18 protein-coding genes and 1 tRNA gene are annotated in these 18,857 nt (G+C 63.2%); 6 read left to right on the forward strand and 13 right to left on the reverse strand.

The annotated features are described in order from the left end of the window. Window positions 1-260: 260 nt before the first annotated feature. The 3 genes from PFZ56_RS07450 to PFZ56_RS07460 all read left to right on the forward strand — a co-directional run bounded on the left by PFZ56_RS07450 (window position 261) and on the right by PFZ56_RS07460 (window position 2,897). Window positions 261-956 carry a DsbA family protein gene (locus PFZ56_RS07450; RefSeq protein WP_123391744.1) on the forward strand — a complete coding sequence of 232 codons (696 nt, stop codon included), beginning with the start codon at window positions 261-263 and terminating at the stop codon, window positions 954-956. Window positions 957-983: 27 nt separating this feature from the next. Next, window positions 984-1,373 carry a nuclear transport factor 2 family protein gene (locus tag PFZ56_RS07455; protein ID WP_060842195.1) on the forward strand — a complete coding sequence of 130 codons (390 nt, stop codon included), beginning with the start codon at window positions 984-986 and terminating at the stop codon, window positions 1,371-1,373. A 240-nt stretch (window positions 1,374-1,613) separates the two neighbouring features. Next, window positions 1,614-2,897 carry an OprD family porin gene (locus PFZ56_RS07460; RefSeq protein WP_110595338.1) on the forward strand — a complete coding sequence of 428 codons (1,284 nt, stop codon included), beginning with the start codon at window positions 1,614-1,616 and terminating at the stop codon, window positions 2,895-2,897. Window positions 2,898-2,977: 80 nt separating this feature from the next. Here PFZ56_RS07460 and PFZ56_RS07465 read toward each other — a convergent pair whose 3' ends face one another. Continuing rightward, a complete protein-coding gene (locus tag PFZ56_RS07465; RefSeq protein WP_170002015.1) occupies window positions 2,978-3,826 on the reverse strand; it encodes a hypothetical protein in 849 nt (282 codons plus the stop codon). A gap of 39 nt (window positions 3,827-3,865) precedes the next feature. On the opposite strand from PFZ56_RS07465, the gene PFZ56_RS07470 reads away from it, so the two are divergent. Beyond that, window positions 3,866-4,627, forward strand: coding sequence for a hypothetical protein (locus tag PFZ56_RS07470; RefSeq protein WP_262379411.1), 762 nt, complete (start codon window positions 3,866-3,868; stop codon window positions 4,625-4,627). 5 nt (window positions 4,628-4,632) lie between these two features. Beyond that, entirely contained in the window at window positions 4,633-5,328 is a 696-nt protein-coding gene (locus PFZ56_RS07475; RefSeq protein WP_170002017.1) for a tetratricopeptide repeat protein, read from the forward strand. Between the two features lie 70 nt (window positions 5,329-5,398). On the opposite strand, the gene PFZ56_RS07480 is transcribed toward PFZ56_RS07475, so the two are convergent. The 3 genes from PFZ56_RS07480 to PFZ56_RS07490 all read right to left on the reverse strand — a co-directional run bounded on the left by PFZ56_RS07480 (window position 5,399) and on the right by PFZ56_RS07490 (window position 7,452). Next, window positions 5,399-6,529 carry a lysozyme inhibitor LprI family protein gene (locus PFZ56_RS07480; RefSeq protein WP_170002019.1) on the reverse strand — a complete coding sequence of 377 codons (1,131 nt, stop codon included), beginning with the start codon at window positions 6,527-6,529 and terminating at the stop codon, window positions 5,399-5,401. 31 nt (window positions 6,530-6,560) lie between these two features. Beyond that, a complete protein-coding gene (locus PFZ56_RS07485; RefSeq protein WP_110595342.1) occupies window positions 6,561-6,947 on the reverse strand; it encodes a cytochrome c family protein in 387 nt (128 codons plus the stop codon). A 429-nt stretch (window positions 6,948-7,376) separates the two neighbouring features. After that, window positions 7,377-7,452, reverse strand: a tRNA-Thr gene (locus PFZ56_RS07490). A gap of 255 nt (window positions 7,453-7,707) precedes the next feature. Between PFZ56_RS07490 and PFZ56_RS07495 the strand changes: the two genes are divergently transcribed. After that, window positions 7,708-8,055 carry a hypothetical protein gene (locus tag PFZ56_RS07495; RefSeq protein WP_249735461.1) on the forward strand — a complete coding sequence of 116 codons (348 nt, stop codon included), beginning with the start codon at window positions 7,708-7,710 and terminating at the stop codon, window positions 8,053-8,055. Between the two features lie 40 nt (window positions 8,056-8,095). On the opposite strand, the gene PFZ56_RS07500 is transcribed toward PFZ56_RS07495, so the two are convergent. The 9 genes from PFZ56_RS07500 to PFZ56_RS07540 all read right to left on the reverse strand — a co-directional run bounded on the left by PFZ56_RS07500 (window position 8,096) and on the right by PFZ56_RS07540 (window position 18,685). Further along, window positions 8,096-8,317, reverse strand: coding sequence for a formate dehydrogenase subunit delta (locus PFZ56_RS07500; protein WP_102862704.1), 222 nt, complete (start codon window positions 8,315-8,317; stop codon window positions 8,096-8,098). Next, window positions 8,314-11,211 carry a formate dehydrogenase subunit alpha gene (gene fdhF, locus PFZ56_RS07505; protein ID WP_102882155.1) on the reverse strand — a complete coding sequence of 966 codons (2,898 nt, stop codon included), beginning with the start codon at window positions 11,209-11,211 and terminating at the stop codon, window positions 8,314-8,316. The genes PFZ56_RS07500 and fdhF overlap by 4 nt, the downstream gene beginning before the upstream one ends. Beyond that, entirely contained in the window at window positions 11,208-12,767 is a 1,560-nt protein-coding gene (locus tag PFZ56_RS07510; RefSeq protein WP_102882154.1) for an NADH-ubiquinone oxidoreductase-F iron-sulfur binding region domain-containing protein, read from the reverse strand. Before PFZ56_RS07510 ends, fdhF begins: the two co-directional genes overlap by 4 nt. Further along, complete coding sequence (locus PFZ56_RS07515) at window positions 12,767-13,243, reverse strand: formate dehydrogenase subunit gamma (RefSeq protein WP_110651103.1); 477 nt, start codon at window positions 13,241-13,243, stop codon at window positions 12,767-12,769. Before PFZ56_RS07515 ends, PFZ56_RS07510 begins: the two co-directional genes overlap by 1 nt. Window positions 13,244-13,652: 409 nt before the next feature. Continuing rightward, a complete protein-coding gene (locus PFZ56_RS07520) occupies window positions 13,653-14,468 on the reverse strand; it encodes an ABC transporter permease (RefSeq protein ID WP_102882152.1) in 816 nt (271 codons plus the stop codon). A gap of 7 nt (window positions 14,469-14,475) precedes the next feature. Then, window positions 14,476-15,312, reverse strand: coding sequence for an ABC transporter permease (locus PFZ56_RS07525; RefSeq protein WP_102882151.1), 837 nt, complete (start codon window positions 15,310-15,312; stop codon window positions 14,476-14,478). A gap of 10 nt (window positions 15,313-15,322) precedes the next feature. Further along, window positions 15,323-16,435, reverse strand: coding sequence for an ABC transporter substrate-binding protein (locus tag PFZ56_RS07530; RefSeq protein WP_170002021.1), 1,113 nt, complete (start codon window positions 16,433-16,435; stop codon window positions 15,323-15,325). 91 nt (window positions 16,436-16,526) lie between these two features. Then, window positions 16,527-17,618, reverse strand: a complete 1,092-nt coding sequence (locus PFZ56_RS07535) for an ABC transporter ATP-binding protein (protein ID WP_102882149.1) — start codon at window positions 17,616-17,618, stop codon at window positions 16,527-16,529. Between the two features lie 149 nt (window positions 17,619-17,767). Next, window positions 17,768-18,685 carry a LysR substrate-binding domain-containing protein gene (locus tag PFZ56_RS07540; protein WP_102882148.1) on the reverse strand — a complete coding sequence of 306 codons (918 nt, stop codon included), beginning with the start codon at window positions 18,683-18,685 and terminating at the stop codon, window positions 17,768-17,770. Window positions 18,686-18,857: the final 172 nt, after the last annotated feature.

The following is an 18,857-nucleotide window of genomic DNA, read 5'->3' on the forward strand; positions in this document are numbered from 1 at the left end:
GAAGCGCATCCGAAAGGAAGGTGAGTCAAGGGGTGCGAATGATAATGCGTGCTATTTACTTATGTTAATTATTCGCTAAAAGTTCCTTTGCACTATTGTTTCTAATTATGTCGGCGCCGTATCTGCCCGCATACACAGGCTAAACAGACTGATTCGACCGGATACAGCAACAGACTAAAAGCCATTTCGAGGTTTTTCCCCTGGCGTGCGGGGCATAGTCTGCGGGCCATCGAATGCTCAAGATCCTGTTGGAGTCCCTTATGTCCTCGGCCACCCTTCACTACATTTATGACCCGCTGTGCGGTTGGTGCTATGGCGCCAAGCCACTGGTCCAGGCTGCCCAGGCAGTGGTGCCGGTGGTGGCCCATGCCGGTGGCATGATGACCGGTCGCAACCGCCAGCCGGTGTCGCCGCAGTTGCGTGATTACGTCATGCCCCATGACCGACGCATTGCCGAGTACACAGGGCAACCTTTTGGCGAGGCCTATTTCGAGGGTCTATTGCGTGACCACACGGCAGTGTTCGACTCGGCACCGCCGATCGCCGCTGTATTGGCCGCCGAGGCCCTGGGCGGTCGTGGACTGGAATTGCTGGGGCGCCTGCAGACGGCTCATTACCTGGAGGGCCGGCGGATTGCCGATCGCGACGTCCTGCTGGAACTGGCGCAGACCCTGGGGTTTGCTCCACAACCGTTCGCCGTCGCCTACGATCAGGCGGTGGCCCTTGAGCTGGACGAGCATATAAAGAGCAGCCGGGCGCTGCTGGCCAAAGTTGGCGGCCAGGGTTTCCCAACCCTGGCGCTGGAGCGGGACGGTCGCTATCAGTTGCTCGACATCAGCCCCTGGCTGGGCAAGCCCGAGGCCTTCGCGCAGTGGTTGAAGGCTTCCCAGGGGGCCAGTAGCGACCCTCAACATGGCGCGGTCCAGGCCTGTGGCCTGGACGGTTGTGCGCTTTGATCTCACCTGACCTGCGTGGAGTCACCCATGGATAACCTAGCGTTGATCAAAAGCACCTATGAAGGTGCCAACTCCCAGGAAAATGCGCGCAACACCGCTGCGGCCCTGGCCCCGGATGCGCGTTGGACCGAAGCGGCGGGCTTTCCCTATGCCGGCACCTACGTCGGTTTCGAGGCGGTGCTGGAGCATGTTTTCAAGCGCCTGGGCTCGGAATGGCAGGACTTCACCTTCAAGGTGGAAAACTATGTGGCCCAGGGCGACAAGGTGTTCGCCTATGGCAACTACCAAGGCATCTACAAGGCCTCGGGCAAGCCGATCGATGTGCGAGTGGCCCATTTGTGGACCCTCAAAAACGGCAAAGTCACCCACTTCGAACAATTCGTCGACAGCCATAGCGTGCAGCTGGCAATGCTCTAGCCCGCAGTTCTTAGAATATTTTCAGCTATTCAAAGACGATTCACGAAATTGACACGTTGTTCAGGGCGCAGATAGGATTCGCCCCCAACGCCTGTGGCCAAGAGCCATATTTAAGAATAATAAAAGGCCCGCCGCGATCACCCGCGGTCGGGCTTTTTTGTTTCGACGGTAGAAGAGCGTTCAAACGCCATAGCCGAAAGAGCTCACAGCGCGTCATCAAACCGTAATAAGGAAAATAAAATGTCGAAACAGCGGATCTGCTTGATTGCACTGGGGATTTTGAGCGCTACACAGGCCATGGCCGACGGCCAGGCCGATGCCAAGGGCTTCGTCGAAGACAGCAGCCTGAAAGTGCTGCTGCGCAACGCCTACATCAACCGTGACTACAAAGACCGTAACAAGGACAAGGCCGAGTGGGGCCAGGCTGCCATCGGCACCTTCTCCTCGGGTTTCACCCAGGGCACCGTGGGCGTGGGCGTTGACGCCTTCGGCCTGTACGCACTGCGCCTGGACGGCGGCAAGGGCCGCAGCGGCGCTGGCGGTATCGACTTCTTCAAGCAAGGCGACAGCGGCAACGCCGCCGATGACCTGAGCAAGTTCGGTGCGGCGGTCAAGTTCCGCCTGTCCAACACTGTGCTGACCTACGGTGACCAGATGCCGGCCCTGCCGGTACTCAACTACGACAGCTCGCGTCTGCTGCCGGAAAGCTACACCGGCACCCTGATCACCTCCAAGGAGATCAAGGGCCTGGAGCTGAACGCCGGTCACTTCACCGCCGAATCGCGCAAGAGCGCCGAAGGCCGTGACAGCGGTGGTCTGAAGTCGATCAACGTATTGGGCGGTAGCTACCAGTTCACCGAACAGTTCAAGGGCGCGCTGTACGCTTCCGACGTCGAAGACGTGCTGAAGAAACAATACGTGAACCTGAACTACGTGTTCCCACTGGCCACCGATCAGTCCCTGACCCTGGACTTCAACGGTTACCGCACCAAGCTGGACAAATCCTTCGCCAAGGACCTCAACGCCGGCGGCCAGGACAACAAGATCTGGAGCCTGGCGGCGACCTTCGCCACTGGCCCGCACTCGTTCACCGTTGCCCATCAGCGCAGCACCGGCGACAGCCACCTGGGCTACGCCTATGGCGGTTATCAGAAGTCCGGCTATGTGGGTGATGGCGGCAACACCATCTACCTGGCCAACTCCTACTGGTCCGACTTCAACGCGGAAGACGAACGCAGCTGGCAACTGGGCTACGGTCTGGATTTCGGCGCCTTCGGCGTACCGGGCCTGACCTACAACGTGGCCTACGTGCGTGGCGACAACATCACCACCGTCAACAGCACGGGTGGCAGCGAGCGAGAAATCTTCAACCAGCTCAAGTACGTGGTGCAGAGCGGCCCGGCCAAGGACCTGAGCGTCAAAGTGCGCAGCTCGGTTCTGCGTGTGTCGCAGAAGTCATATGAGTACAACAAAGGTGGCAACGAACTGCGTGTGTTCGTCGACTACCCGATCAACGTGTTCTGATGAGCGTTTGATCACCACCTGACTCTGGGTGGTTGTCGTGCAAAAAAGCCCCGACTGGTTCGGGGCTTTTTCATGTTCGGTTATCGCTTGCGGGGTTTTGCCAGAGAGGGCAGGTGGATGTTTTCGTACCACTGTCTTTTCAAGGCGTCGCCTTCGCGCTTGTAGGCAAACATTTCTTGCCAATGTTCACTGGCGAGCTGGAGCATTTTCCCTGGAATGTGTTCCGTCAGGTAGGTGAAGTAGCGCAGGTGGTGAGGGGCCAGAACCTTCATGAGCTTGTTGAGCTGTATGGTTTCCGCGTTTTCGCCAGTGTCTTTCAAGGCTTCATTCAAGATGAAGGTCGGGATCACCATGATGTAGGTGCCGGTAGCGCCCGTGAAGTCCGGAATACCGTCGTCGAGTTGGTAGAGGATATAAACGTAGAGGTCTGCCCAGCGTCGTTTGAGCTGATTACTGGTTAATTCCTTGCCATTGCGGGTCTGCATCCAGGCTGCCTTGGGAGACACCGGCAGCGCGGTTTTCAGTTCGTTGGCATAGGCCATGTGACGAAGAGGTCGCTCTGTCTTGTCGACGAGCTTGGTTTTGACTTCCACCGCCCAGCCGTTCCAGGTGGTTCGGCAGAACCAGTCTTTGTCTTCGTTCAGGGGATCAGTGGTGACCTTGCACGAATCCAGGAGCGGTTGCGGATAGCCAAAGTAAATATCCGCCACATCGCTTTCGCCATTGTCTTCGCTGACCGGGTCGAACAGCTTGTTGTGCAGGTAACCGTAAGGCCTACGGTTGGTCTCTGGCTTAAAGTCAGGGCTATGGGCCGGCGGATTGTTGCGCTCGAAGTCCTTGATCGCCGAAATGATGAATGACTCATACACCCGCCCGATCCAGCTGGGGTTGTTCTTGAGGATTTTCAGTAGTCTTTCTGACAGTTCCATCTGCGGGTGGTCCTTGGGGGCAGGGAGGTCTGGCCTTGAATGGCCTGGTCACGGGGCACCGGGATTTTCGGCGAGTGGTTGGTCGATATCAATCTTGCTACAGTCCGCGGCTCCTTCCTGTCACGGATGATTTCGATGTTCCGTACCCTGTTATCCGGCCTGTGCCTGCTGAGCGTCGCCAGCATCGCCCACGGCCAGCCAGCGACTGCATCCGAGCAGTTGCTCAGCCAGTTCTCACGCTGCGATGCGCAGTTTTTCCAGAGCCTGAACACCGCCCAACTGCCGGCCGCGACCTTGACCGTGGCCAAGTACGGCGCGGTGAGTGCACCCAAGGTCCCGAACCCCTTGCAGGAAGGCGGACGCTACCAGGCGTTCGAACAGCCGCTGCTGGTCAACGGCGTGCGCTTGGTGGGCTACTACAACGAAGCCCAGTCGCTGAAGTCGGTGGGTAACCTGCTGTTCTGGGGGTTTATTGCCGAGGGTGAGCCCCGTGAAGTGGCCGCAGCGCTCAAACCTCTGCTGGTGGACAACCACCGCCTGAAGGCAGACCGCAGCGCCATGGTCCGGGTGGAGATCCGCCGGGTGGGTGACCCTATCAACAGCTGGCGCACCGAAGGTCTGGTCGGCGGCGGCGTGGCCACGCCGTTCGGTTTCGTCGAGCGGGTATTGAGCATCGACAAAGGCATCACCAGCGCGCCGATCTCGGGTCGCACCACGATTTTCTGCAGCCTGCAGGGCACGGTCACCGCGCCGCTGCTGCAGGTCTATCGCCCTGACCTCAACGCTCACCTGCTGGATTGAAAAACATGCCTTCATTATCTGTTCGCGGGTCGATCCTGCTTGTGTGTGCCCTTGCCGTCACTGGCTGTGCCAGCCTGCAGAGCCAGGACCAGATTAACTACGCCCATTGCCGCCTGGTGGGCCAGGCCTCCAAGGCCGAGAAGTTCGATGTGGTGCTGCAAGAGGCCGACCTGTGCCTGTCGAAAAACCAACTGTCCAAGCCGATGCAGAGCCTGGTGTACTGGTTGCAGTCCGATGCCTACGCCAGCTTCAAGCGTTACCCGGAAGCCATCAGCGCCAAGGAAAAATCCATCGAGCTGGGCCCCAAACCCGATGCCCGTGCGGTGCTGGACCTGAGCCGTCTTTATCGTGAGTCGGGCAACCCGCAAAAGGCCCTGGAACTGGTGCAGTCCAACCTCGACGCCAACCTGGGCGAGGCGGGCAAGGGTACCGGCTTCAACATGCCGACCTACTACCACCTGGGCCAGACCCTCTACGACCTGGGCCAATACCGCGAGGCGGCCGAAGCCTACAGCGCCGGCCTGCAGAAGCAGCCGGACTATGCCTGGGCCTTCTACCACCGGGGCTTGGCCTACGACAAACTGGGCCTGACCGACGATGCTCGCGCCGACTTTACCCAGTTCGCCAAGCGGGTGGACCAGAAGTACGTCGAGCCGCAGCACCAGGCCAAGCTGGCCGAATACAAGATCAGCCTGCCTTGAGCAAAGCCTTGCCGACGCAATGAAAAAGGCTCGCCGTATGGCGAGCCTTTTTGTTCAGCAACCTTGCCCGTCAGTCATCCGGATTGATCGCGAACTTCAGCTGATCGCCTTCCAGGTACACCACCGCCTCACGGCCATGGATATCCACAGGACGGGCTGAAATCGCCTCATGCTCCGGGACGATCTTGGACAGCACCTTGTGCTGCACGTCGACCCGCCAGATACAGGCCCGCGGCCCTTCGTTATCGAAGTACATCACCGGGCGGGTTTCGCTCCAGGTGGGATTGACGATGCTCCAGCCGGCTTCGACCTCATTGTGCTCGGTGACGTTCTCGGAGTAGGTGTTGTTGCTCTGCCGGTCGTAGTCCAGGGACAGGCTGTAGTTCTCCTGATTCAGATCCTGGCCGACCCGCGCCCGGGCATGGCGCAGGGTGTTGGAGAGCGACTGGAACAGCTGCTGGCTGGCTTCGGGAGCACTGCGCGAGCCCAGGCGATAGCGCATGCCTTGCTGCAGTTCGCCGCCGCTGCGCTGGCGGTAGTAAAACACCCCGTCGACGATGCCGGCGAAGCGCTGGCCCTGATCGTTGGACCCCGGAGAGGCCCAGCCGACAAAGCCGATATCCCGGGCAATGGGATGCAGGCCGGGCTGGTCATCGGCATATTCGTAGAGGGTGCCGACATAGCCTTCCCGCCCCCTCTGGTACTGACCGACGAACAGCACCACATGCAGCACGCCATCCAGCACCTGGGCGTCGACGATCTGCTGATCGCCTTGCGCTGGAGCGGCGGTGAACTTGGCCAGGGTGAAACGCTGCCAGTCATCGGGGTCCTGCAGGCGGTACTGACGAGTGGGGTCCATTGGCAGCAGCTCGCCTTTGCCGGGAGCCGGAGGAATCGGCAACAGCGTGAGCATTTTCACCTGGGCCCGATAGGCCGACTCCAGGCAGTCGCTGTCGATGCAGGTGTCGCGTACTTCCCGCAGCCACTGGGTTTGCAACAAGCGAAACACCTGCAGGTGCTTGAGCTCCTTATAGCGGCGGTTCAACTCATCGTCCTTGGCGGACAGGGTCGGCGTATCGCAGACGGTTTTCTCCACCCGGGTAGAGGCCTTGGCGCAGTCGAAACCGGCGGCCTGCAATTGGGGCATGAATACAGCCAGGGCCAGGCCCGTGGCGGCAAGCGACAGCAGAGGAAACTTCATCAAAACATCCTTGTAGGCAAACGAGCTTGAATCAGGGGGAAGGGAAGGTCTGCAGATAGGCCAGCAGATTATCGATTTTTTCTTCATCGCTCAGCCCCCAGAAAATCATCCGGGTGCCGGGCACCACGGCTTTTGGATCTTCCAGGTACTGGATGAGCTTGTCCCGGGTCCAGACGATGCCCGACGACTTCATGGCCGTTGAATATTGATAGTCCGTGGCACTGCCTGCCGGCCGGTCGATGATGCCGTTGAGCTGCGGCCCGAACGAACTGCGCACCGAAGGCCCGATATTGTGGCAGCCGCTGCACAAGCGCTTGAACAGCTTGCCACCGGCTTCGGCATCGCCGGCCAGGGCCGGAGCGCTGAACAGCAGGGAGTGGAGCAACAGGGTCAGGATCGATAGGGAAATGGGCTTCATGGGCGGCCTGTGTACAACGGGAACGGCGAGTATTGGAGCATGAAGTGCGGTGATTTGGGGATGTTGCGGTGATCCAATTCATTGGTTTCGGTAACAGTGCTTCAGCTCGATTTCGATACGTGCTGTTGGTCAGCCACGGCTCTGCCTTAGCGATGCGATGCGATGCGAAATTTTATGAGTGATCGAAGGCGCAGGAGGGCAGTGGCTTTATGTGTCGGCAAAATCTGCGTTTCTGGTGAATGAGCAGACAACGTTCACAAGAAAGCAGGCTTTTGAGTGCATGACGAGACGCTCAAGAAAAATGTGCAGGCCAGGAAGCGAAAGCGTAGGTGTGGACAATTTGTGGACGCTCTCACGACATGACGTGAGGCTTTTCGGAAGCACGAAAACAACAAAGCCCCTGCATTTCTGCAGGGGCTTTGTTTTGTATGGTGCCGGCACCAGGAGTCGAACCCGGGACCTACTGATTACAAGTCAGTTGCTCTACCAACTGAGCTATACCGGCGTGTTAGGGCGACGATTATAGCGATTGGCGGGGTTCTGTAAACCCCTGAAATCTGACTATTTTTGCGTGGGCCTATGCGGGCTCTATACCTAGCGTTCCCAGGCACTCTGGGGCTCGAGCGCGAGGAGGCTTTGAATCATCGGCGGATAGCCGATGATTCAGTGCAGACGGCCCCCACTCGGCCGATAGCCTGCTCAGCCGCTCATACCGCTTCAGACAAAGGAAAGATCAGTCATAAAACCTGGAAATATTCCCTTGCTGGCGCTGCTGTCGTTGCTCGGCGCCTGTAGCGTCAAGCCGGTGGAGCCTTATTCGGAGCCGCCCCTGGGTGTGCCGACGGCGCAGTTGCGGGTGATCACCAATGGCGAGGTGCGCGGTGAGGCCTATGCCGGTTGCCAGGGTGACAGCAAGCGCTTGGCCAAGGCCGGGCGCTTCGGCAGCGATCAACAGGCGAACATCAACTATCCGCAGTGTCCACTGCCGCCAAGGCAGATCGACATGCTGCCGCGTTTCGCGCCGAAGCTGCCGTCCTACGTGGGGGCAACCCTGCCGCTGGCGGTCCCGTCCAGGCCTCCAGCGGATCGGCGTTGCCCCGGTCAGTGAGTGTCCCTGGCCGGGGGTTAGCCGGCCAGGGAGCTTTTGCCTAGGCCTCCCAGCCCGCGTCACGTACTGCTTGCTGGACCAACGGATGCAGTTCGGCGCCTTGCTGCTCGGTCTGCCAGGCCAGCAGTTCCTTGCGCATGGCCGGGGTCCAGAACATCTGCATGTGATTGCGCACGCTGAGCACCGCCTGCGCCTGATCCGGCTCGTTGGCAAAATACGCGGCGATCTGGTTGGCCATCTTGATCAGGTTGGCGGTACTCATCGACGCACCTCCGCCTTGCCGCCCCGCGACCGGCCGCGCTTGTCCAGCAGACTCTGCTGTTCTTCACTGAAGGCCTGGTAGCGCTTCTGCCATTCGGAAGGGTGGTAGACGCGGCTGACTTCCACCGCCGTGACCTTGTACTCCGGACAGTTGGTGGCCCAGTCGGAGTTGTCGGTAGTGATCACGTTGGCCCCCGATTCGGGGAAGTGGAAGGTGGTGTAGACCACCCCCGGCGCTACCCGCTCGGTAACCCGGGCCCGCAGCACGGTCTGCCCGGCGCGGCTGCCGATGCCCACCCAGTCGCCTTCATTGATGCCCCGGCTCTCGGCGTCGGTGGGGTGGATTTCCAGGCGGTCCTCGGCGTGCCAGGCGACGTTGTCGGTGCGCCGGGTCTGGGCGCCGACGTTGTACTGGCTGAGGATGCGGCCGGTGGTCAGCAGCAGCGGGTAGCGGCCGTTGACCTTTTCGTCGGTGGGCACGTAGCCGGTGAGCATGAAACGGCCCTTGCCGCGCACGAACTCGTCGATGTGCATGGTTGGCGTACCGTCCGGCGCGGCGTCGTTGCACGGCCATTGCAGACTGCCGTGGCGGTCCAGGCTGGCGTAGCTGACACCGGTGAAGGTCGGGGTCAGGCGGGCGATCTCATCCATGATTTCCGAGGGATGGTTGTAGTGCATCGGGTAACCCAGGGCCGCGGCCAGGGCCAGGGTGCCTTCCCAGTCGGCCTTGCCGCCCAGGGGCTCCATGACCTTGCGCACCCGGGAGATGCGCCGTTCGGCGTTGGTGAAGGTGCCGTCTTTTTCCAGGAACGAGGAGCCCGGCAGGAACACGTGGGCGAACTTGGCGGTTTCGTTGAGGAAGATGTCCTGCACCACCACGCATTCCATGGCCGACAGGGCCGCGGTCACGTGCTGGGTGTTGGGGTCGCTCTGGGCGATGTCCTCGCCCTGGCAGTACAGGCCCTTGAAGCTGCCGCCCAGGGCCGCTTCGAACATGTTGGGAATGCGCAGGCCGGGGTCGGCTTGCAGGGTGACGTTCCAGGCCTGCTCGAACTCCTGGCGCACCGCCTGGTTGGAGATGTGCCGGTAGCCCGGCAGTTCGTGGGGGAAGGAGCCCATGTCGCAGGAACCCTGGACGTTGTTCTGCCCCCGCAGCGGGTTCACCCCGACCCCTTCGCGGCCGATGTTGCCGGTGGCCATGGCCAGGTTGGCGATGCCCATCACCGCGGTGCTGCCCTGGCTGTGTTCGGTGACGCCCAGGCCGTAGTAGATCGCCGCGTTGCCGCCGGTGGCGTACAAGCGCGCGGCGGCGCGGATATCGGCGGCGGGTACGCCACAGATCGCGCCGAGCACTTCCGGCGAGTTGTCGGCGCGGCTGACGAAGGCGCTCCATTGAGCGAAGGCTTGCGGCTCGCAGCGGCTGTCGACGAACGCCTGATTGACCAGGCCCTCGGTGACGATGACATGGGCCAGGGCATTGAGCATGGCTACGTTGGTGCCCGGGCGCAGGGCCAGGTGCAACTCGGCGCGGGCGTGCACCGCGTCCACCAGGTCGATGCGCCGTGGGTCGATGACGATCAGCTTGGCCCCTTCACGCAGGCGCCGTTTGAGTTGGGAACCGAACACCGGGTGGGCGTCGCTGGGGTTGGCACCCATCACCAGGATCACGTCGGCCTGCATCACCGAGTCGAAGCTCTGGGTCCCGGCGGATTCCCCCAGGGTCTGCTTGAGGCCGTAGCCGGTGGGCGAGTGGCAGACCCGGGCGCAGGTGTCGACGTTGTTGTTGCCAAAGGCCGCCCGCACCAGCTTCTGTACCAGGTAGGTTTCTTCGTTGGTGCAGCGGCTGGAGGTGATGCCGCCGATGGAGTCGCGGCCGTACTTGAACTGGATGCGCCGCAGCTCACTGGCGGCGTAGGTCACCGCCTCGTCCCAGCTGACTTCCTGCCACGGGTCGTTGATGTGCTTGCGGATCATCGGCTTGGTGATGCGATCCGGGTGAGTGGCGTAGCCCCAGGCGAAGCGGCCCTTGACGCAGGAATGGCCGTGGTTGGCCTGGCCGTTCTTGTCCGGAACCATGCGCACCAGTTGCTCGCCCTTCATCTCGGCGCGGAACGAGCAGCCCACCCCGCAGTAGGCGCAGGTGGTGATCACTGCCCGCTCCGGCTGGCCCATTTCCACCACGCTTTTTTCCATCAGGGTCGCCGTCGGGCAGGCCTGCACGCAGGCGCCGCAGGACACGCATTCGGAGTCCAGGAAGTTGTCGCCACCGGCCGCCGCGACCCGGGACTCGAAGCCGCGGCCGCTGATGGTCAGGGCGAAGGTGCCCTGGGTTTCCTCGCAGGCGCGCACGCAGCGGTTGCAGACGATGCACTTGCTGGGGTCGTAGTCGAAGTAGGGGTTGGAGCTGTCTTTCTGATCGTCCAGGTGGTTGGCGCCGTCATAGCCGTAGCGCACTTCCCGCAGGCCCACCTGGCCGGCTACGGTCTGCAGTTCGCAGTTGCCATTGGCCGAGCAGGTCAGGCAGTCCAGTGGGTGGTCGGAGATGTACAGCTCCATCACGTTGCGCCGCAGGGTCGCCAGCTTCGGCGTTTGGGTATGCACCACCATGCCTTCGCTGACCGGGGTGGTGCAGGAGGCCGGGTAGCCGCGCATGCCGTCGATCTCCACCAGGCACATGCGGCACGAGCCGAAGGCTTCCAGGCTGTCGGTGGCGCAGAGTTTGGGAATGGTGGTGCCCATCAGCGCCGCGGCGCGCATCACCGAGGTGCCCTGGGGCACGCTGATGCTGCGCCCGTCGATGTTCAGGCTGACTTGCACCTGGCTGTCGCGGGCCGGGGTGCCGAAGTCCACGGCGTTGAGGTCGATGTCTGTGGCAGGGTCGAAAATACTGATCATTGGTCGGCCTCCGAGGGCTGCAGACCGAAGTCGGCGGGAAAGTGCTTCAGGGCGCTGGCCACCGGGTAGGAGGTCATCCCGCCCAGGGCGCACAGCGAACCGTATTGCAGGGTGTCGCACAGGTCTTTGAGGATCAGCGCCTGCTCGTCGCGGCGGCCTTGATCGGGGGCCGCCAGCAGGCGGTCGATGACCTCCACGCCGCGGGTCGAGCCAATGCGGCACGGGGTGCATTTGCCGCAGGATTCCTCGGCGCAGAATTGCAGGGCGAAGCGCGCCATGTGGGCCATGTCCAGGCTGTCATCGGCCACCACCACGCCGCCGTGGCCGAGCATCGCGCCCATGGCGGCGAAGGCTTCGTAATCCAGCGGTGTATCGAACTGCGCCGGTGGCACCCAGGCGCCCAGCGGGCCGCCGACTTGCGCAGCCTTCAGCGGCCGGCCACTGGCGGTACCGCCGCCGTAGCCTTCCACCAGCTCGCGCAGGGTCAGGCCGAAGGCCCGTTCCACCAGGCCGCCGTGACGCACGTTGCCCGCCAGTTGGAAGGGCATGGTGCCCAGGGAGCGACCCATGCCGTAGTCGCGATAGAACGCCGCGCCCTTTTCCAGGATCAGCGGCACCGAGGCCAGGGTCAGCACGTTGTGCACCAGGGTCGGCTGGCCGAACAGGCCTTGCAGCGCCGGGATCGGTGGCTTGGCGCGAACGATGCCGCGCTTGCCTTCCAGGGAGTCCAGCAGGGCGGTTTCCTCGCCACAGATATAGGCCCCGGCGCCGACCCGTACCTCCATGTCGAACGCCTGGCCGCTACCGCCGGCATTGGCCCCGAGGTAACCGGCATCCCTGGCGATGTCCAGGGCCTCGCGCAGGGTCGCCACCGCCTGGGGATATTCCGAGCGCACGTAGATGTAGCCGTAGCTGGCGCCGACCGCGATACCGGCAATGGCCATGCCTTCGATCAGCAGGAATGGGTCGCCTTCCATCAGCATGCGGTCGGCGAAGGTGCCGGAGTCGCCTTCGTCGGCGTTGCACACCACGTACTTTTGCTGCTGCGGCGTGTCGCGCACGGTGCGCCATTTGATCCCGGCGGGGAAAGCCGCGCCGCCGCGGCCGCGCAGGCCGGAGTCGAGCACCGCGGCCACGGTCTGCTCACCGCCCAGGGCGATGGCGCGGCTCAGGCCCTCGAAGCCGCCGTGGGCCCGATAGTCCGCCAGGGACAGCGGCCGGGTGATACCGGCGCGGGCGAACAGCAGGCGTTGCTGGCTCTTCAGGTAGGGCAAGTCTTCGACCCGGCCCAGGGCCAGGGGATGGCTGGTGGGGGCGTCTTGCAGGGCTTTCAGCAGCGAGGGCACGTCGGCGACGCTCACCGGGCCGAAGCCCAGGCGTCCGTCCGGGGTATCGACTTCCAGCAATGGTTCCAGCCAGTACAGGCCACGGGAGCTGGTGCGTTGCAGTTGCAGCGGCAGTTGGTGCTGCTCGGCCTGGGCGGCGATGGCGTCGGCCACCGCGTCGGCGCCCACGGCCCGGGCCAGGGAATCACAGGGCAGATAGAGGCTCGGCATCACGCGTCCTCCCGGCAACTGTCCAGCAGCGCGTCCAGGTGTTCGGCGCTGACTCGGGCATGCAACTGTCCATCCAGCTCCAGGGCCGGCGAGCAGGCACAGGCTCCCAGGCAGTACACCGGCCGCAGGCTGATGGAACCGTCGGCGCTGCTGCCGTGGTCATCCAGTTGCAGGCGTGCGCGCAGTTGCGCCGCCAGTTGCTCGGCGCCGCGGCTCTGGCAGGACTCGGCACGGCACAGGCGCAGGATGTGCCGCGCCGGTGGCGCGGTACGAAAATCATGGTAGAAGCTGATCACCCCGCGCACTTCCGCCTGGCTTTGATTGAGCGCATGGGCGATGTCGGGGACGGCCAGATCGGGGATGTAGCCGAGCTCTTCCTGAATCTGATGGAGAATCGGCAACAGCGCACCCGGGGAGCCTTTGTGACGCTCCAGCAGGGTGTGGATCAACGGCAGATGCAGTGTTTCATCAGGCATACAGCAATTCCTCACGGTCACGGACGAACCTGGTGGTTGTCGGCTGTCCGAAAGTGTCGGCTGCGGCGCTGGTTGCCACGTCACGGTAGCGCGGCGTTTCAGGCCGTTGGCCATGCACCCTGAATGGGTATCTTGTTGTACCCGGTACGGTCGTTGCCGCACCTGTTCAGGGCATAAAGGGCAGCTTGACACGCTGCCTCTGATTGAACCGCACGAAAGCGACCCGTTCGGTTCCGAATACGACCACCCATCGAGTCTAGAAGAGCCCGGGCAAGCCGTTGGAGCGAGCTGCGCACTATCGGATAAAACGCGGGGGGCGAGGCATGACGTCGGTCAGCTAGAAGGCGATTAGTCACGAGCGCGAAAGAAGGGGTGGCGAGCGAGCAAGCTCCCTCGCCACAGGGGGCTGTCAGGTGCGGGCGCGGCGCTGGGCGGCGTACTGCAAGGCCAGGCGGCCCATGAGCACCAGCAGGGTCAGGCCGATCAGCAGCACCGAGATCGCCGCTACGCTGGGGTCGACGTTGTCCCGCAGGCCGCTCCAGATCCGCCGCGGCAGGGTGTTGACGTCGACGCTGGTGATGAACAGGGTCACCGCCACCTCCTCCCAGGACAGGGCAAAGCTCAGCAGCGCGGTGGAGAAGATCCCCAGCTTGAGGTTGGGCAGCATCACCAGGAAGGTGGTCTGCATCAGGCTCGCTCCCAGGTTGCGCGAGGCCAGCTCGATGCGCCGGTCCACCTGGCTCAGGGCCACCAGCATGGTCACCACGCCGTAGGGCACCACCATCACCACGTGGGCGATCACCACCCCGGGCAGGGTGTCGTAGCCCCAGCCCGGGGCGATGCGCCCCAGGTTGGTTTCCATGAAGTACAGCACCAGCGCCGAGATCACCGGCGGAATGGCCATGGGCAGCAGCACCAGACCGATCAGCAGGGTCGCCAGGCGCGAGCGCAGGTACCAGATGCCGAGGCTGAAGCTCACCGCCAGCACGGTGGCGATCAGGCTGGTGGCGCTGGCAATGGCCAGGCTCTGGCCGATGCTCGACAGCCAGTCGGGGTTGCTCAGCAGCGCCTCGTAGTGGCGCAGCGACCAGTTGCCGTCCGGCATCGACAGGTAGCGCTTGGCGGTGAACGACACCGGGATCACCGTCAGCAGCGGGAACAGCATGAAGGCCATGGCGATCACGGCGATCAAGCGGGTACTCAGGGCAGTGCGATGTGTATTCATAGTGACCTCAACCCACCAGTCGATTGACACGGGTGATGCGCAGCAGCAGCCAGATCAGCGCGCTGACCAGGGTCAGCAGCACCAGGCTCAGGGCCGCGCCCAGGCCCCAGTTACTGGTCTGGAACATCTGCAGGAACACGTACTCGGCGATCATCACCGTCTGCCCGCCGCCCAGCAGCACCGGGGTGATGAAGAAGCCCAGGCAGAACACGAAGACCATGATGAAGGCCCCCAGCAGCCCTGGCAGAGTCTGGGGCAGCAGCACTTGCCAGAAGGTCCGCAGCGCGCCGGCCCCCAGTCCGCGGGAGGCCAGCAGCACCCGTTGATCCAGCTGGCGCATGCTCGACAGCAACGGGAACAGCGCATAGGGGATCATGAAGTGCAGCATGCCGATCACCACCCCCAGCTCGTTGCGGGTCAGCTGCAACGGATGATCGATCCAGCCCAGGGACAGCAGGCTGTCGTTGACCACGCCATTGCTGCGCAGGGCGATCAGCCAGCCGAAGGCCCGCACCAGCACCGAGATCCAGAACGGGATGAACACGCAGATCTCCACCATGCGCTGCCAGAACGGCGGGCTGAACACCCAGCAATAGGCCAGCAGGTAGCCGATCACCAGGGCCAGAAGGCTCACGGTCAGGCACAGGCGCAAGGTGCGCAGGAGCATGTCGTGGATCGCCGGGTCCGTGGCAATGCGCTGGTATTGCTCGATCCCGGGCTCGGGCAGGGTGAAGCTCCAGCTCACCACGCCGAAGAACGGCAGCAGGTAGAACACCACCAGCAGCAACGGCAGGGGAAACAGCAGCAGGCTGCGTTCCAGGCGTGCGGTTCGGGTTGCACTCATGGTCGACGGCTCACTTGGACAGGTGGGTCAGGTACTGCTCCAGGGTGCTGGAGTAGTGGTCGGCGTACCACTGGGTGTTGAGGAAGATCTGCTTCTTCATGTTGGCTTCGGAGGCGCAGTTGATCTCCCGCTGTTCGGCGCTCATCAGTTGCTGGGTGGCGGCGTTGGACGGGCCGTTGCCCAGGGCTTCGAACAGCTTCAGCTGCCCGGCGGGCTGCAAGGCGTGCTGGATGAACTGCATGGCCGGCGCGGCGCCTGCCGGGTTTTCCTTGAGCACGCCCCAACTGCTGGCGTTGAGGAAGGCATGGTCGAAGCCCCACTGGATGCGGCCCTCGCTGTCCTCGTGGAGCAGGGTGGCGCGGGTGTGCCAGATGGCGCCCATGGAGGCTTCGCCTTCGATCATCAGCTGCTGGCTTTCGGCGCCCGAGCCCCAGAACGACAGGACGTGGGGCTTGAGCTCATCGATCTTGCGCAAGGCCCGAGGCACGTCCAGCGGGTACAGCTGGTCAGCGGCCACGCCGTCGGCCAGCAGCGCGGCTTCGAGCATGCCGTTCATCCACTTGTAGAGGGTGCGCTTGCCGGGGAATTGCTCTACGTTCCAGAAATCGGCCCAGTTCTTGGGGCCGTTGTTGCCGTATTTCTGGCTGTCCCAGGCGATCACGTAGCTGAACAGGTAGCCGGCGACGCCGTGTTCGTGGGACAGCTCCGGGGCCACCAGATCCCGTTGCACCACGCTGTAGTCCAGGGGCTGGAGGACCTTGTCGCGGCCCAGGGTCATGGCGCTGTAGCTGTCCACATCCACCACGTCCCAGCTTGGCCGGCCGCTGGCCAGCTGAGAGCGGATCGCCCCTTCGGTGGGGCCGGCGCCGTCGATGCGCACCGGGATGCCGGTGCTTTTGGTGAAGCTGTCGGTCCAGGCGCTGCGGAAGGCGTTGAGCGCATCGCCGCCCCAGTTGACCACCACCAGCGGTTTGTCCGCCGCCCAACTGATGCCACTGCGCAGCGCCAGGGGCACCGCGGCCAGCAGGCCCATGGCCTGGAGGAAGGTGCGGCGGCTGACCTGCCCGCCACGGGCTTTTTCGATGAGGATTTCGATGCAGTCGCGTTGATGGTGCTGGCTCATGGGGCAAGTCCTCGCGAGGCCGATGCGCCAGGCGCCGGCCGATAGTGTTATTGGCTTTCTACGCAAACGCTCGACAGCGAGCGTGGTCGGCTCAGGCTTCCAGCAGGAAGCTGTGGCGCACCGGCCAGCTCAGCCACACCGGGGTGCCGCTGGGCAATCGGGCGCCGGGGTGATCGCCGGGCACCGAGAGGTTGACCGGTGCCAGTTCCGGGCTGATGTTCAGCGCCAGGTGGGTGCTGGAGCCCTGGTAGACCCGCTCGCCAAGGCAGGCGGGCAGCACGTTGTGTTCGCCGGCTTGCGGACGCTCGGTGTGCAGGGTCATGTGTTCCGGACGCACCGCCAGCAACTGCGGCTGGTTGCTGATGTCCCCGGTCGTGGTGGCGTGCAGCGGGCTGTCGCCAAAGCGCCCGCTGGCCTGGCTGCCGTTGCGGGAAAGGCCCTGCAGCGGGAACAGGTTCATCTTGCCGAGGAACTCGGCGACGAAGCGGTTTTTCGGCCGGTCGTAGATGGTTTCCGGGGTGTCGATCTGTGCCAGCCGTCCCTGGTTGAAGATGGCGATTCGGGTCGACAGGGCCAGGGCTTCACCCTGGTCATGGGTGACGAAGACGAAGCTGGTGCCGACCTGGCGGTGAATGCGCTGCAGCTCGGTCTGCAGTTGCTCGCGCAGGTTCTTGTCCAGGGCCGACAGCGGCTCGTCCAGCAGCAACATGTCCGGTTCGAACACCAGGGCCCGGGCAATGGCCACGCGCTGTTGCTGACCACCGGAAAGCTCGGAAGGCTTCTTGTGCAGGTGAGCCCCCAGGCCCACCACCTCGAGGATGTGCTTGACCCGGCGCTGGCGCTCCTCGGCCTTCACCCCACGAATGCGCAGCGGGTAGGCGACGTTGTCGGCCACGCTCATGTGCGGGAACAGGGCGTAGCCCTGGAACACCATGCCGTAGTTGCGTTTTTCCGCCGGGCGCCGGCTGATGTCGACGCCACGCTCCAGCAGCTTGCCGGCGCTGGGGCTGAGAAAGCCCGCGAGGATCATCAACAGGGTGGTCTTGCCTGAGCCGGAGGGGCCCAGCAGGGTGAGGAATTCGCCTTGGCGAACGTCCAGATCGATGCCGTCCAGGGCAGTGAAGTTGCCGTAATACTGGCTGATTCCTTGGGCGCTGAGTTGAGTCGAGGGGCTGCTGGACACTACAGAGATCTCCCGGAAACCCACCTGCACGATTGAGTTTTTATTGTGTGTGCAGCAGGTGGTGAACTCATTATTGTGAAAAGCAACGCCACATCAATGGAATAATTTTTGCCTCATTGGTGAGTGAAATTTCCCATTCGACCCGGCTTTCACGGCTCGCTCAGCGGGTTGTCGCTGATGCTTTGGGCACTGACCAGCAGCTGGTTTTTCAGCCAGTCGCTGAACGCCTGGACCGCCGGCCGTTCGGCCTTGGCCGGATCGATCACCAGGAAATAACCGCGCAGGGCGCTGATGCTGATGTCGAACGGGCGCACCAGCAGCCCCCGGGCCAGGGCGTCGCCGCTGAGCAGATTGTCGCCAATGGCCACGCCCTGGGCGGCGATGCAGGCGGACTGCGCGCAATGGGCGTCGGAGAAGGTAATGCCACGGTCGGGGTTGACCTGACTGGCACCGGCGGCCGCCAGCCAGACCCGCCAGTCGCTGCTGTCGCTCATGTGGATCAACGGAAAGTCCTTGAGGTCCAGCGGGCTCTTCAAACCGCCGATGGCGTTGATCAGGCGCGGACTGCACACCGGTGAAAAGCGCAGGGTGACGATCTGCTCCACCAGCAGCCCCGGCCAGTCGCCGATGCCATAGGCGATGAACAGGTCGGCCTCGGCGTCGCTGGTGTCGTCCTGGGCACGAGGGCTGACCACTTGCAGCTGCACTTGGGGGTATTGGCGCAGGAAGCCGTTGATGTGGTTGCACAGCCAGAAACTGGCAAAGCCCGGGTTGCAGCTGATGCGCAATTTGCCCGACACCGCCTGGTCGTCGAAGCGCCGTCCGGCGTCCTGGATGTCCGCGAGGATGCGCCGCACTTCCCGGGCGTAGCACTCGCCCTGGTAGGTCAGGCCGATGCCGCGCCCGACCCGTTCGGTGAGGGCAAAACCCAGGCTCTGTTCCAGGCTGATGATCTGGTGGCTGATGGCGCTGCGGGTCAGGCTCAGTTGCTGGGCGGCGGCGGTCACGCTACCGAGCCGGGCCACGGCGTCGAGGGCGCGCAGGGCAGTGATCGAGGGATAGCGCATGCAAACTCCGGGTCAAGGAAACCTGTCTTCGAAGGGGACCGGCCGGTACCTGGATGCTGCCCAGGCAGGACCCCGAGGAGGGGCCGGCCGCGTCGCAGTATGGGCCGCGACGGCGCCGAACTGGTCAATTTTCTTTGACATTGCTGGCGAAAAAATTCGATTGATGTCGCAG

It is taken from the genome of Pseudomonas danubii, assembly GCF_042980055.1.
GTDB classification, from domain to species: domain Bacteria; phylum Pseudomonadota; class Gammaproteobacteria; order Pseudomonadales; family Pseudomonadaceae; genus Aquipseudomonas; species Aquipseudomonas danubii.